Here is a 12989-nt window from a genome sequence, read left to right on the forward strand (position 1 = left end):
AAGCTTACGGTAAGACGGTGACCATCTGATGTGGCAATTTTTTCACAAGCTGGGCTCGCCCAAATGGTTCTTCGGCATAGCGACCCGGCTCATGCCCTGGCTGCTGGTTGGTGGTGTTGCGCTGCTGCTGACTGGCATTGTCTGGGGGCTGGCGTTCGCTCCCAAGGATTATCTGCAGGGTAACAGCTACCGGATTATCTTCATCCACGTACCCACCGCGTTTCTGGCCCAGTCGGTGTATGTCATGATGGCCGTTGCCGCGGTGGTAACCCTGGTATGGCGCATGAAGCTGGCCGATGTCTTTGTGAAGGCGGTGGCGCCCGTGGGCCTGGTTCTCTGCTTCCTCTCGCTGTTTACCGGTGCCGTGTGGGGAAAGCCGACCTGGGGCACCTGGTGGGTGTGGGATGCAAGGCTGACCTCCATGCTGATCCTGTTGTTCCTTTACGGTGGTGTGATCGCGCTTGACCGGGCCATCAACGACGAGAAGTCGGCAGCCCGGGCTGTGGCCGTGCTGGTACTGGTGGGCGTGGTGAACATTCCGATCATCCAGTACTCGGTGGAGTGGTGGAATACCCTGCATCAGCCTTCCACGTTCAAACTGACCGAGAAACCGGCGATGCCAGCGGAGATGTGGGTGCCTTTGCTGCTATCGGTGCTGGGGCTGTACCTGCTGTTTGGCTGGCTGGCCTGTCTGCGCATGCAAACCGAGATTCTGCTCAGGGAGCAGCGCACCCGCTGGGTAAAAGAATTTGTGATGGCCGGGAGGGGCTGACCAATGGCGTTTGATTCCTTTTCGGCATTTGTGGTGATGGAGGGTCATGGACCCTATGTCTGGGCGTGCTACGGCGTTTTTTTCCTGCTGATGATCGGTTTGATGGCCATCTCGCTTCGCCGCAGAAGGGCTGTGATCGAGTCCTGTCGGCGCGGGTTTGAGCACCAGGCGGACGGGCACAGCCAGCAGGCTTCGCAACAGCCGGTGGCGGCCTTCACCCGGATCAAGGTTTCCCAAGACTGAGTGGCAGGTATCTGATGCATCCTATCCGAAAAAAAAGGCTGACCATTGTGCTTTTTCTGGTGCTGGGGCTGGGGCTGGCCGTGGGGCTGACCACCTACGCCCTGAGGCAGAACATCAATCTTTTCTACGATCCCAGCCAGATCTCCGCCGGCGAAGCACCGGTCGATGTGCGGATACGTGCCGGCGGCATGGTGGAAGAGGGCTCGGTAAAGCGTGATCCGGACAGCCTTCGGGTAGAGTTCCGGGTGACGGATTTCAATGCCTCGGTGCCGGTTGAATACACCGGTATTCTGCCGGACCTGTTTGCCGAGGGGCAGGGTGTTGTGGCCATGGGCCGGCTGGACGCCAACGGGCGCTTTGTCGCCGATCAGGTGCTGGCCAAGCATGACGAGAACTATATGCCACCGGAAGTGGCCGATGCCCTGGAAAAGGCGTCCAAAGGACAGCACAAGGCCGGTGGCACCGCTGACACCGTATCCTATTGAACGACTCAACTGACAGCCTGGCTTCTGGAGGGCTTTGATGTATCCCGAACTCGGACAGCTCGCACTGATTCTCGCGCTGTTGCTGGCAGTACTCCTCTCCGTGGTACCCCTGGCGGGCTCACTGACCGGCCGTGACAATCTTCAGGCGTTTGCCAGGCCCCTGGCCTCTGGCATGTTTGTTTTCATTGGCCTGGCGTTCGCTCTGCTGACCCACGCCTTTGTCACCGATGACTTCTCCGTGGCCTACGTGGCCAACAATAGCAACAGCATGTTGCCCTGGTACTACAAATTCAGTGCTGTGTGGGGCGGTCATGAGGGCTCGCTGCTGCTCTGGATCCTGATGCTGGCGGGCTGGACCCTGGCTGTGGCCATCTTCAGCCGCCGTCTGCCTTCGGTGATGATTTCCCAGGTGCTGTCAGTGCTGGGTATGGTGACCGTCGGTTTCCTGCTGTTCATCGTGATCACCTCCAACCCGTTTGATCGTCTGCTGCCGAATGTGCCCGCCGATGGCGCCGACCTGAACCCGCTGCTCCAGGACTTTGGCCTCATCGTTCATCCGCCCATGCTGTACATGGGGTACGTCGGCTTTGCCGTGGCCTTTGCCTTTGCGGTGGCCGCGCTGATCAATGGCCGACTGGATGCAGCCTGGGCACGTTGGTCCCGACCCTGGACCACGGTGGCCTGGGCCTTCCTGTCGCTGGGCATTGCGCTTGGCAGTTGGTGGGCCTACTACGAGCTCGGCTGGGGCGGCTGGTGGTTCTGGGACCCGGTTGAAAACGCCTCGTTGTTGCCCTGGTTGTCTGGAACCGCGCTGATGCACTCGCTGGCGGTGACCGAAAAACGCGGCGTATTCAAAAGCTGGACCGTCCTGCTGGCCATCGTTACCTTCGCCCTCAGCCTGCTGGGCACTTTCCTTGTGCGTTCCGGCGTGCTCACCTCGGTTCATGCGTTCGCCTCGGATCCCGAGCGCGGTACCTTCCTGCTCGGACTGCTCGCGGTCACGGTGATTGCCAGCCTGGCGCTCTATGCCTTCCGGGCGCCGGTGGTTCATGTACGCTCCCGTTACGGCTCTCTCTCAAGGGAGGTTTTCCTGTTGCTGAACAACGTGCTGCTGGTGTCCGCCACGCTCCTGGTCGCCGTCGGCACCCTGTATCCGTTGGTTCTGGACTACCTGGAGCTGGGCAAACTGTCCATTGGCGAACCCTTCTTCAACCTGACGTTCAGTCCGCTGGCCGTTGCCACCGGTCTCCTGTTGGGCGCCGGTATCTTCTCCCGCTGGAAGAAAACCGACGGTGGCTGGCTGGCGCGCAAGCTGCTCTGGCCCCTGGCGGTCAGTACTCTGGCCACCACGGCCATTCTGATCGGTTATGGCGGATTCAAGCCCTGGGCGTTCATCGGTGTGTTCACGGCGCTTTGGGTGACCTTGGCCACTCTCTGGGATCTGTGGGACAAGTCGTCCTCGCGCAAAGGACGCCTGCACGGACTCAGAAGACAGTCCCGCAGTTACTATGGCATGGTGCTGGGCCACCTGGGTCTGGCCATCACCATGGCCGGTGCCACCGTGGTGTCCAACTACGGCATAGAACGGGATGTCCGCATGGTGCCGGGGGACGTGGCAAAGGTGGGAGACTACCAGTTTGCGTTCAAAGAAATCGGCGCCCGGCAGGGCCCTAACTTCAGCGCCCAGTACGGCACCTTCGAGGTAATGCTGGACGGCGAGCGCGTCGCGGTTCTGCACCCGGAGAAGCGCCAATACCCGGTGGGCATGAGTGTGATGACCGAGGCCGACATTGACGCCGGTCTGTTCCGTGACATTTTCGTGGCCATAGGCGAGCGCATTACCGATGAGGCCTGGGCCATACGGCTGCAGTACAAGCCGCTGGTACGCTGGCTTTGGCTGGGCGCCCTGTTCATGGCGGCCGGTGGCTTCCTGGCCATTGCCGATCGGCGCTACCGAATCAAGGAACGTGCCTCGGAGCGGGCGCCGTCCCCAGTCTCTGAAAGCGGATCTGGTGCCTCGGCGGGAGCGGTTTCATGAAGCGCTTTCTGTTGTTCCTGCCTTTGCTGGTTGCCCTGGTTATCGGGATTGTCCTCTTTGCCGGGATTGGCAAGGACCCGACCAGGCTGGAATCGGTGCTGGTGGGCAAGCCCGTTCCGGAATTCAGTCTCAAGGACCTGCACGATCCCGAGGTTCAGCTGACCAGCGAGCTGTTCCGGGGCCAGGTCACCCTGCTGAATGTCTGGGGAACCTGGTGCCCGGCCTGCCGGGACGAGCATGACGACCTCATGTGGCTGGCGAAGGAAAAGAACGTGGCCATTATTGGCCTGAACTACAAGGATGACCGGGACGAGGCGTTGGCCTGGCTGGACCGCCTGGGCGATCCGTACCAGAGCGTTATCTACGACCCCAGAGGCACACTGGGGTTTGATCTGGGCGTCTACGGCGCACCGGAAACCTTCGTGATCGACGCCTCTGGCGTGGTCCGGTATCGCCACGTGGGTGTGGTCAACGAGACCGTCTGGGAGCAGACCCTGCTGCCGGTGGTGAACGAGGCGCGGGGGAACGGATGATGGCCCGCAGTCTGATCGTTGCCCTGGTTCTGCTCTTTGCGGCCGGCGCGATGGCCGAAGTAGCCGATGTCTATGATTTTGCAGACCGGGCCGAGGAACAGCGCTACCAGGAGCTGATTTCCGAGCTGCGTTGCCCGAAGTGCCAGAACCAGAACATTGCGGATTCCAACGCGCCCATTGCCAAGGATATGCGGGATGAGGTGTACCGCATGATGCAGGACGGTGCGAGCAATCAGGAGATCACTCAGGCACTGGTGGCACGCTTCGGCGAATTCGTCCGCTACAAGCCGGAACTCGACAGCCGTACCTTCCTGCTGTGGGCAACGCCCGCCATTGCTGTGTTGGGCGGATTGCTGGTGGTGGCTGGCGTCGTGATTCGTGGGCGCCGCGTTGCCGCCGGACAGCCGGCCCTGAGCGCCGAAGAAAAAGCGCGGGCCGATCGCATGCTTGCGGACGGCGACGAGCAGCGCCGCTCCTGATTGACAACAGGGCACACCGGCGACAGGCGATGCTTTGTAAGTCCTTCTCCCATTGAACCATTCTGAATCTGTGACTGAGACTTCATGACCAACACTTTCTGGATTGCCGCAACGGTACTTATCATCCTGGCCCTGGCGTTCGTGCTTTATCCGGTGTTTTTCCACAGGACCAGCGCCAGAAAGCAGGCCGATCTGAAAAACCAGAACCTGATGGCCTACCGCACAAGGATGAAGGAGCTGGACAACGAATATGACGCCGGCATCCTGGATGACGACAACTACCGTCAGCTCAAGGAAGAGCTGGCTGGCAGCATGCTTGACGATGTGCCCGAGAACATGACCTCCCGGCCGGTGGTGAGCGGAAGGAAAAGCGCCATGGCGGTGGCCCTGGTGTCGATCCTGCTGATTCCTGCTGCCGCGGTTTTCCTTTATGAGCGTTGGGGCGCCATGGACCGGGTGGAGCAGTTCCTCACCATGCAGGACATGGCCAGTTCCGATGAGGCCCGACAGGCCCAGATGGCCGACCTGTCGCAGCAACTGAGGGAGCGCTTGCTCGCCAGCCCGGACAACCCCGAAGGCTGGGCCATGCTCGGCCGCACCTATATGCGCCTGGAGAACTATGAAGACGCGGCCTGGGCCTTCCGGCAACTGGCCACCAACGTCAACGGGGACCAGCGCGCCCAGGCGGTTGCATACGGGTTGGCCGCCCAGGCGCTGTTCTTTCAAAGCCAGGGCACGATGACCGATGAAGTACGAGCGGCCATCGATCAGGCTCGCCAGCTGAATCCGGACGAAGTGAATGCCCTCGGGTTGCTGGGGATCAATGCTTTCAGCCAGGACAATTATCGCGAGGCTATACGCTACTGGGAGCGGATCGAAACGGTTGCCCCGGATCACCCCCAGTTGCCGTCCATCCGTGAGGGAATTCGCGAGGCCTATACCCGCCTGGGTGAACAGCCACCCGCGCCGAAAGGCGAGCCTGGGCCTTCTGGCCCGGGGGTCACTGTTCAGGTAACGCTGGCTGATAATTTTAAGGGCCAGGTTCCGGACGACACCACGCTGTTTGTGTTTGCCCGCGAAGCGGGGAGCAGGCAAGGGCCGCCGCTGGCGGTGGCTCGGCTGACGGCGGCGCAGCTACCGGCAAAAATTCGCCTGGACGACCGTTACGCCATGTCGCCCCAGGCCAGTATTTCCGGCGCCCGTGAAGTGATGTTGACCGCCAGGCTCAGCCGTTCCGGTAACGTTGCCGCCCAGGCCGGTGACTGGCAGGGCAGCACGGATTCTCCGGTGCCTGTGCTCGAAGACCAGGGAACCCCCGTTGAGCTGGTGATAGATCAGCAATTGATTGACTGACGGCTGTCGGGCTGCCCCCGGGCGGCGTCAGCCGAGGCCCTGGGGGTACAACGGCGGCAGGTCGGAGTCGTCGTCTGTTGCCCGGGATTGGCGTATTTCCTGAAGTGATTTTGCCAGCAGCCGGCCGTCCCATGGGGCTGGTTCCTGCCCGCCTGGATCAGGCGCAAACAGCCGGGCCTGCAGACGTCGGATTTCCGCGAGCAGGGTGCTGTGCCCGTAGTATTGGGCCACCTCGGCTGCTGAATGGAAGCCTTGCCCGGGCGCCCTCAGGTTGGCCCAGGCCACCAACAGCTCTGGCGCCGCTGGCGACCCGTCACGGGCGGCCCGAATCAGCCGTTCAAAAACTGCCCGCTCGTTGGCATCGTCCATGACCCCGCCCGGTCCGATGTCGCGCTGGCGAGAATGCTTACGGGAGTACCACCAGGCCAGCGCCGTGATCAGCCAGAGCAACGCCAGGCCCAGACTGGTCCAAAGCCACGGGTTGTCGGTTGCTGACGCAGCCTGAGCAGCACTGGCGTTGGCTTGTTCCGGGGTGCCCGGATTCGCGCTGGTTGCAGCAGCTTCTGCCTGGGCGTTGGTGCCCGGCGCCGCCCCGGCTTCAGTTACCGTGAGGGTCCGCGCAGGAATGACGGCAACGCGTTCACGGTCGGCCTCGGTGTCCCACCAGGGAATACGAATGGCCGGCAGGGTCATGGTGCCGGGTTGCACGGGTACCAGGGCAACCGACTGGCTCAGGGACGATGTCAGGCCGGTAGGGGTGGTTTCAGTGTTCCGCTCCGGCGCCTCCGGATAGCTCCGAAGGCCGTCGGGAACCTGATCGGGCAGAGGCGGTAACGTCTCGGAGGGCAGGCCGGCGGCGGTCATCCGGATTTCGCGGGTCAGGTTTTCCCCGGTGGTCACTTCCAGGCTGGGTGGCAGGCCAGATTCTTCCAGTGCCAGTCCGGTCGCAGGCAGCCAGGTCTTGCCGCTGAACTGCGCTGGAACGTCCTTCACCGGTACCTCGAACAATTCCTCACTGTCTCTCAGAAACTTGAGCTTGCCGGCGCTATCCCGCATCTGGCCCTCGAACCGGATGGGTGGCAGTTTCAGCATGCCGGGGCGCTGGGGAAACAGAGCGTAGCGTCGCTCCACAACGCGATAACGCAAACCATCCCGATACTGGGACGATTCCTGTTGCCGGCCCAGAGATTCGATGATCACATGGGGATGATCGGGTTCGGACAACTCGCCCCGAATCAGATTGCCCCGGAAAAACAGCCGAACGGTCAGGATCAGCTGCTCCTGGACGTACACCTCTGCCTTGTCTGCAGAGAGCTCGATGAAACTGTCCCGGCCGGTTGCCGCCTGGTTCGGCGGCGTGCCGTCCACCACTTCGATGGTCACCGGCTCGGACACCGATTCACGGAACTTGAGCGCCGGAATGGTCAGCTCGCCGGTCTTTTTGGGCGCCAACTGGTAGGTCCAGGTGATTTCGCCCACCATCCGGCTGTTCACGGTGCGGATACTGTATTGCTGGTTTCTGGCCAGGATCTCGAAATCAGGCTCGACCTTTTCGATGTTGGGGGAGGGCAGGTTCGACATGTCAAAATCGAACAGGTTGCTGAGATTGATGTCGATTTCCATGCTGCCCTTGACGGTCAGCGTCAGGACCTCGCCCTCGTACAACCGCGTCCTGTCCGGTTCAACGGTAAGTTGCTGGGACTGCGCCTGGGCCGGAAGCCCGATGGCCGCCAGCCACAACAGGCAGAGGATCGATATAAAGATCCGCTTTACCATGGTGTATCCCCTTCATCGGATGGAGTCTGGCGCTGCTGATACTGCTGCAGGAACTTGCGTTGCAGAAGCCCGCCCGGGTTGTCGGGTACCCGCCTGAGCCACTGTTCCTGGCTTTGTGTCAGGGGTGTTTCGGAAATCTGGGCGGGCGCCTGGTTCTCGCCATTTTCTGTTCCCGCTTCGCCTGAAGGTTCCCCGCGGGGCTCCCTCTCGCCTTGGGGTTCTTCCGGAGAGCTGTCGCCGTCCTCGCCCTGTTTGCCCTGGCCTTGAGTGTCTTGTCCCTCATTACGCTGGCCCTGGGTGTCGCTGGTCTCATTTCCGGGATTCTGATTACCCTGGTCCTGGCTATTCTGATTCTGCTGGCTCTGCCCGGAATTGTCGGGTCTGCTATTGTTTCCGGACTGGTTTTGCTGGCTGTCTGAGGGGCTGTTGTTCTTGCCCTGATTCTTCTGCCTGAGCAGATCCTCGACCAGTTTCCGGTTGTGTCTGGCATCCTCCAAGTCCGGGGCCTGGGCGAGCGCCTTGTCGTAGGCCTCAAGGGCCTGTTCGAGCTTACCCGCCCGTGCCAGCGCGTTGCCCCGGTTGTAGCTGGCCTGGGGGCCTTGCGCCTGCGCGAACGCCTCCGCTGCCTGGTCGTATTGCTGCGATCGGTACAGCGCGGAACCGCGCCAGGACGGATCGTCCAGGAGGCGAGCCGCCCGTTCCGGATTGGACTGGATCAGGGCTGGCCCCAGTTGATCTTCCCGCTGCCAGAGCTCATCCCAGCTGATGGCCTGGGCCGGGCGGGGCAGCGCCGGCAGCAGCGCCAGCGCCAGAACGGTGAGGGCACCGCGGCGCCAGCCAAGAAGAATCAACGGCAGCGCCAGCCAGAGCAGCCAGTAACCGTCGTCCTGCCAACGGCTGACGGTCAGGCCGTCCTCGGATTCCTGCCAGTCTTCCTGCGATTGCGGGCTCAGTTCGAGGGCATTGATATCCGCATTGTCCAGGGTGAGCTCATGGCTCTGCCCGCCGGTGTTTCTGGCCAGCTCCGCCAACTGCGCGGGTTCAGCCCGGCTGATCACGATTTCGCCGTTCTCACGAATAAAACCCCGACGGGCCAGGGGAATGGGCCCGCCTTCCTCGGTGCCTACCACCAGAGTGCTGAGCGTGAACGGGCTGTCCGCAAGCGCTTTACGTATCGGGGCCCGGTACCGGTCGCCGACCGAATCGGTGATCAGCAGGATGCGACCAGTTCCGGGAGCGCCCTGAGCCAGTAGTTCCCTGGCGCGCAGCACCGCCAGATCGGCACGGTTGCCGGTGGCGGGCATGATGACCGGGTCCAGCACATTGAGCATGCCCTCAATGGTCCTGCTGTCGTCGGTCAGGGGCGTCACCACGTGGGCGTCCCCGGCGAACACCAGAAGCCCTGTCAGGCCGCCTTCGCGCGCTGCGAGTATGTCCCTGATCTTGCGTTTGGCCCGGGTCAGCCGGTCAGGCTCCACGTCCGTTGCCAGCATGGAAAGCGACAGATCCAGTGCAATCACCAGGCTGTCGCCGGGCTGTTTCAGAGGTGTGGGCGCCTCGCGCCACGCCGGGCCGGCAAGAGCGAGGGTGAGCAGGGTGATCGCGAGCATCGCCGGAATGGCGGGTGAAGCGCCGGGTTGCCTGCCGGAACGACCTTCGCGCTGGAGCACCGGTGTCAGCAGCCGCGCGGGAATGAATCGTGACCAGCCGCTGTCTCCCAGGCGCACATGACGCAAGGCGAGGCCAACGAGGGGCACGGCCAGCAGTAACAACAGCCAGAACGGACGCAGGAAGTGGAACTCAGCCAACATCGGTTTGCTCCTCGGCACCAGGCCGCCCGGCACCGGCAAGTTTCCCTGCGTGCCTGTAGAGAAACAGGATCAGCCACAGCAGCACCGCAAAACCGGCCGGCCAGACGTAGAGTTCGGTCACGGGGCGGTAATACTTGCCTTCCAGTTCGATGGGTTCCAGACGGTTGATGCTGTCGTAAATCAACTCCAGCTCGGGCAAACTCCGGGCACGGAAGTACTCGCCCCCGGTTTGCTGGGCCATCCGGGTGAGAAGATCCTCATCCAGGTCACGGGACGGATTGACCCGGCGCGACCCGAGTAGCCCACGCTGCACCATGGATTCGGCGCCAATCCCGATGGTGTATATACGCACGCCGGCTGCAGCCGCGATCTCGGTGGCCTTATCCGGCGTGATTTCACCCGCAGTGTTGGCGCCATCGGTCAGGAGCACCACTACGCGCTGATCCTGTGGTCGGTCCCGAAGACGCTTGGTTGCAAGGCCGACGGCGTCGCCAATGGCGGTCGCACGTCCCGCCATGCCCAGACCGGCCTCATTCAAGAGGGTTTTCAGGGTTTCCAGATCGAAGGTCAGCGGCGCCTGAACGTAGGGTTCGGTGCCAAACAGTATCAGCCCGAGCCGGTCACCCTGTCGGCGAGTGATAAAGTCATCCAGTACCCGTTTGACGGCCTGCAGTCGGTTGATGCTCCGCCCCTGCAGGACCATGTCCTGCTCGTCCATGCTCGGTGAAATATCAACCACCAGCATCAAATCCCGGCCCGAGACCGGCATCTGCACCTGTTCGCCAACGTGCTGCGGGCGGGCGAGGGCAATAACAAGAAGAATCCACATCAGGAACAAGAGTAGTCGTTGCCAGAAGGGCACAGCGGACCCTTTCCGGCTCACACCGGGCAGGTCTGAAAGCCAGTGCCCTACAGGGAGCACGGGGGCATCCACCGATTGCCCCCGGGGTTTTCGCCATTGAACCAGTACCGGCAGCACAATCAGCAGTAACACCCAGGGCCAGGCCAGCGTCAGCATTTCTGACCTCCCAGCCAGAGCCGGGCGAACGCAACCGCCTGGGCCGGCTGCGCGGATGCTGATGGACGCCAGGTGCTCTCCACCAGGGCTTCCACTAACGGCCTTGAGGCAATGCGGTCCCGGGGTGATGTGGCAAGCAGGAACGTCACCCAGTCCTCTCCCGACATGGCTTCCGGGTGCTGCTCCGGATAGCGCTGACGGGCCGCTACTTTCAACAGGGTATTCAGGGCAGTGAACCAGTCAGGCTCCGGACGAGCGGTTTGTTCAAGCGCCGCCAGTTGCCGGCGTGCGGTTTTCAGCCAGCGGTTCCGGCGCCGGCGTCTCTGAAACCACCAGGCCATCGCGGCCAGAGTGGCCAGCAGAACGAGGGACAGGACCCACCAGCCCGGCGCAGGGGGCCACAGGCCACCGGTAGCCGGCAGGTGAATGTCCCGGAGTTGGCTCAGGGGACCCTGCGGGTTCATCCGATGCGTCCTCCCGGGCCCAGAAGGGATTTCAGAGTGACCGCCGGGTCTCCGGCCGTTGAGATGTCAGCCGCTGCCACCCCGGAGGTTCTGAAGCAGTCTTCCAGTTGCCGTTCGTGCCTGGCCACCTTCTGTTGCCAGGCGCGCTGGAAACGGGGGTTGCCGGCGTCAAACCATACCGGCCCCTCGGGACCGGCCACGGCCAGGCGGCCGCTGTCTGGCAGCGACTGCTCCAGAGGATCCAGGACCCTGAGGGCGCTGACTGCATTGTGTCGCGCCAGGGCGCCCAGGAGGGTTGCTGTTTCAGAGGAAATGTCGAGGAAATCGCTGATCACAAAGATCCGGCTGCCGGTGTGGGCGACCCGCCTTGCTTCGGTAAGAGCCCTGTCCAGTCTGCCGTCGCCGGCCCCGGTTTCGGGTGCAGGCCCACGGTCTGCGGTGCGCTGCCTGTTTGCCAGCGCGTCGAGCAGTTTCAATACCGACTTCTTGCGTCGGGCCGGGCGCAGTACCTCCAGGGCCTCGCCGTTGAACACAATCCCGCCCACCTGGTCGCCGGCGGACAGCGCCAGCCACGCCAGAATGGCCGCCAGCTGGGCGCAGCGAACCTGCTTGAAGGCGCCCGTGCTGGCGAAATAGAGGCTGGGCCCGAGATCGCACATCAGCAGGACCGGTCGCTCCCGCTCCTCTTCATACAGCTTGGTGTGAGGCTCCTGGCGCCGGGCGGTTACCCGCCAGTCGATGCTGCGGATGTCGTCACCGGGCTGGTACAGTCGCACTTCCGCGAACGCCATGCCGCGGCCACGCTGGGGTGACCTCTGCAAACCCGACTGGCGCGACCGGACCGGGCGCGCCGAGGGCAGCCTCAGGGCCCGGGCGTCTGCCTGTAGACGGATCAGGTCCGGTAAACCGATGTGTGTGGTCGCGTTGGTCGTGCCCATGGTTGTGGGTTCCCGTGCCTTGCTTCAGCCGTGACTTGGTTGCTGATCGGTTTCAGGCACTTACCGGTACCCGTTCCACCAGCCGCTCGATCACGGTATCGGCGGTCATGCCCTCGGCCTCGGCTTCAAAGGTGAGCAGAATCCGGTGCCGGAGCACGTCGAAGGCGATGGCCCGGACATCGTCCGGGGTGACGTAGTCGCGACCGTCCAGCCAGGCCAGTGCCCGGGCGCATCGATCCAAGGCTATGGTACCCCGTGGACTGGCGCCAAAAGCCGTCCAGCGGGCCAGTTCCGGATCGAGGGTGGCCGGGTCCCGGGTTGCAAGAACCAGGGCCAGCAGGTACTGCTCCACGGCGTCGGCCATGTAGATGCTGGCGACCTCGTTGCGGGCCTCGAAGACCTGCTCTGCGGTGAGCTTCAGCTCTGTCTTCGGGAGGCCGTGGCGGTAATCGTTACGCGCCAGCTGCAGAATGGCCTTTTCCGCCTCCGCCGATGGATAGTCGATCATCACGTGCATCAGGAACCGGTCAAGCTGGGCTTCGGGCAGGGGGTAGGTGCCCTCCTGTTCGATCGGATTCTGGGTGGCCATTACCAGAAACAGTCGATCGAGGGGGAAAGTGCGCATACCAACACTCACCTGACGTTCACCCATGGCTTCCAGCAGCGCCGACTGCACTTTGGCCGGGGCCCGGTTGATTTCATCGGCCAGAACCAGATTGTGGAAAATCGGGCCACGCTGAAATTCGAACTGACCGGTTTCCGCCCGGTAGATTTCACTGCCGGTAACGTCCGAAGGCAACAGGTCGGGGGTGAACTGGATGCGATGGAAGTCACCCTCCAAATGATCTGCCAGCGCTTTGATGGCCGTGGTCTTGGCAAGCCCCGGAGCCCCTTCCACCAGCAGGTGGCCATCTGCAAGCAGGGCGATCAGCAGGCGATCCACCAGTTTGTTCTGCCCGATTATCCGTTTGGCTAACTGTGCCCGTAACTCTCCGAACGTATGCTGTAACGACATTGGAAATGACTGCTCCCTCTTGCTGAGGCTCTTCCGGGGAAACCCGTATCGTTCATAGGTAGTT

General features: G+C 62.6%; 13 protein-coding genes. 7 read left to right on the forward strand and 6 right to left on the reverse strand.

Translation table 11 applies throughout. From position 1 onward, the window contains the following. Nucleotides 1-28 precede the first annotated feature (28 nt). From ccmC to ccmI, 7 genes are all read left to right on the forward strand, one after another. Nucleotides 29-772, forward strand: coding sequence for a heme ABC transporter permease CcmC (gene ccmC / locus ACFC20_RS09490; protein ID WP_375192785.1), 744 nt, complete (start codon nucleotides 29-31; stop codon nucleotides 770-772). Between the two features lie 3 nt (nucleotides 773-775). Beyond that, a complete protein-coding gene (gene ccmD, locus ACFC20_RS09495) occupies nucleotides 776-1015 on the forward strand; it encodes a heme exporter protein CcmD (protein ID WP_375192786.1) in 240 nt (79 codons plus the stop codon). Nucleotides 1016-1029: 14 nt separating this feature from the next. Beyond that, nucleotides 1030-1500 carry a cytochrome c maturation protein CcmE gene (gene ccmE / locus ACFC20_RS09500; protein ID WP_375192787.1) on the forward strand — a complete coding sequence of 157 codons (471 nt, stop codon included), beginning with the start codon at nucleotides 1030-1032 and terminating at the stop codon, nucleotides 1498-1500. A 37-nt stretch (nucleotides 1501-1537) separates the two neighbouring features. Further along, on the forward strand, nucleotides 1538-3538 hold the full coding sequence (locus ACFC20_RS09505; RefSeq protein ID WP_375192788.1) for a heme lyase CcmF/NrfE family subunit: 2001 nt from the start codon (nucleotides 1538-1540) through the stop codon (nucleotides 3536-3538). Beyond that, on the forward strand, nucleotides 3535-4071 hold the full coding sequence (locus ACFC20_RS09510) for a DsbE family thiol:disulfide interchange protein (RefSeq protein ID WP_375192789.1): 537 nt from the start codon (nucleotides 3535-3537) through the stop codon (nucleotides 4069-4071). The genes ACFC20_RS09505 and ACFC20_RS09510 overlap by 4 nt, the downstream gene beginning before the upstream one ends. After that, on the forward strand, nucleotides 4071-4550 hold the full coding sequence (locus ACFC20_RS09515) for a cytochrome c-type biogenesis protein (RefSeq protein WP_375192790.1): 480 nt from the start codon (nucleotides 4071-4073) through the stop codon (nucleotides 4548-4550). The genes ACFC20_RS09510 and ACFC20_RS09515 overlap by 1 nt, the downstream gene beginning before the upstream one ends. An 84-nt stretch (nucleotides 4551-4634) precedes the next feature. Continuing rightward, nucleotides 4635-5903, forward strand: coding sequence for a c-type cytochrome biogenesis protein CcmI (gene ccmI / locus ACFC20_RS09520; protein ID WP_375192791.1), 1269 nt, complete (start codon nucleotides 4635-4637; stop codon nucleotides 5901-5903). A 27-nt stretch (nucleotides 5904-5930) separates the two neighbouring features. Here the strand turns inward: ccmI and ACFC20_RS09525 are convergent, their stop codons facing one another. Genes ACFC20_RS09525 through ACFC20_RS09550 form a run of 6 tightly spaced genes read right to left on the reverse strand, consistent with a single transcriptional unit; the run spans nucleotide 5931 to nucleotide 12925 of the window. Continuing rightward, nucleotides 5931-7679, reverse strand: coding sequence for a BatD family protein (locus tag ACFC20_RS09525; RefSeq protein WP_375192792.1), 1749 nt, complete (start codon nucleotides 7677-7679; stop codon nucleotides 5931-5933). Continuing rightward, nucleotides 7673-9490: a VWA domain-containing protein gene (locus ACFC20_RS09530; RefSeq protein ID WP_375192793.1), complete on the reverse strand. Its 1818-nt coding sequence runs from the start codon at nucleotides 9488-9490 to the stop codon at nucleotides 7673-7675. Before ACFC20_RS09530 ends, ACFC20_RS09525 begins: the two co-directional genes overlap by 7 nt. Then, a complete protein-coding gene (locus ACFC20_RS09535) occupies nucleotides 9480-10508 on the reverse strand; it encodes a VWA domain-containing protein (RefSeq protein ID WP_375192794.1) in 1029 nt (342 codons plus the stop codon). Before ACFC20_RS09535 ends, ACFC20_RS09530 begins: the two co-directional genes overlap by 11 nt. Next, nucleotides 10502-10972 (reverse strand): DUF4381 domain-containing protein, encoded by a 471-nt coding sequence (locus ACFC20_RS09540; protein ID WP_375192795.1) that lies wholly within the window; start codon nucleotides 10970-10972, stop codon nucleotides 10502-10504. Before ACFC20_RS09540 ends, ACFC20_RS09535 begins: the two co-directional genes overlap by 7 nt. After that, the gene (locus tag ACFC20_RS09545) at nucleotides 10969-11910 is read right to left on the reverse strand and encodes a DUF58 domain-containing protein (protein ID WP_375192796.1); all 942 of its coding nucleotides are present in this window, start codon (nucleotides 11908-11910) and stop codon (nucleotides 10969-10971) included. The genes ACFC20_RS09540 and ACFC20_RS09545 overlap by 4 nt, the downstream gene beginning before the upstream one ends. 52 nt (nucleotides 11911-11962) lie before the next feature. Further along, complete coding sequence (locus ACFC20_RS09550) at nucleotides 11963-12925, reverse strand: MoxR family ATPase (RefSeq protein WP_091986304.1); 963 nt, start codon at nucleotides 12923-12925, stop codon at nucleotides 11963-11965. Between the last annotated feature and the right edge of the window lie 64 nt (nucleotides 12926-12989).

Origin of the sequence: Marinobacter sp., assembly GCF_041984545.1 — a bacterium.
Taxonomy (GTDB): Bacteria; Pseudomonadota; Gammaproteobacteria; order Pseudomonadales; family Oleiphilaceae; genus Marinobacter.

What these genes read in the sequence shown, in the direction of transcription:
- ccmC (WP_375192785.1), top strand. Translation starts at nt 29, where the DNA reads ATGTGGCAATTTTTTCACAAGCTGGGCTCGCCCAAATGGTTCTTCGGC.
- ccmD (WP_375192786.1), top strand. Translation starts at nt 776, where the DNA reads ATGGCGTTTGATTCCTTTTCGGCATTTGTGGTGATGGAGGGTCATGGA.
- ccmE (WP_375192787.1), top strand. Translation starts at nt 1,030, where the DNA reads ATGCATCCTATCCGAAAAAAAAGGCTGACCATTGTGCTTTTTCTGGTG.
- ACFC20_RS09505 (WP_375192788.1), top strand. Translation starts at nt 1,538, where the DNA reads ATGTATCCCGAACTCGGACAGCTCGCACTGATTCTCGCGCTGTTGCTG.
- ACFC20_RS09510 (WP_375192789.1), top strand. Translation starts at nt 3,535, where the DNA reads ATGAAGCGCTTTCTGTTGTTCCTGCCTTTGCTGGTTGCCCTGGTTATC.
- ACFC20_RS09515 (WP_375192790.1), top strand. Translation starts at nt 4,071, where the DNA reads ATGGCCCGCAGTCTGATCGTTGCCCTGGTTCTGCTCTTTGCGGCCGGC.
- ccmI (WP_375192791.1), top strand. Translation starts at nt 4,635, where the DNA reads ATGACCAACACTTTCTGGATTGCCGCAACGGTACTTATCATCCTGGCC.
- ACFC20_RS09525 (WP_375192792.1), bottom strand. Translation starts at nt 7,679, where the DNA reads ATGGTAAAGCGGATCTTTATATCGATCCTCTGCCTGTTGTGGCTGGCG.
- ACFC20_RS09530 (WP_375192793.1), bottom strand. Translation starts at nt 9,490, where the DNA reads ATGTTGGCTGAGTTCCACTTCCTGCGTCCGTTCTGGCTGTTGTTACTG.
- ACFC20_RS09535 (WP_375192794.1), bottom strand. Translation starts at nt 10,508, where the DNA reads ATGCTGACGCTGGCCTGGCCCTGGGTGTTACTGCTGATTGTGCTGCCG.
- ACFC20_RS09540 (WP_375192795.1), bottom strand. Translation starts at nt 10,972, where the DNA reads ATGAACCCGCAGGGTCCCCTGAGCCAACTCCGGGACATTCACCTGCCG.
- ACFC20_RS09545 (WP_375192796.1), bottom strand. Translation starts at nt 11,910, where the DNA reads ATGGGCACGACCAACGCGACCACACACATCGGTTTACCGGACCTGATC.
- ACFC20_RS09550 (WP_091986304.1), bottom strand. Translation starts at nt 12,925, where the DNA reads ATGTCGTTACAGCATACGTTCGGAGAGTTACGGGCACAGTTAGCCAAA.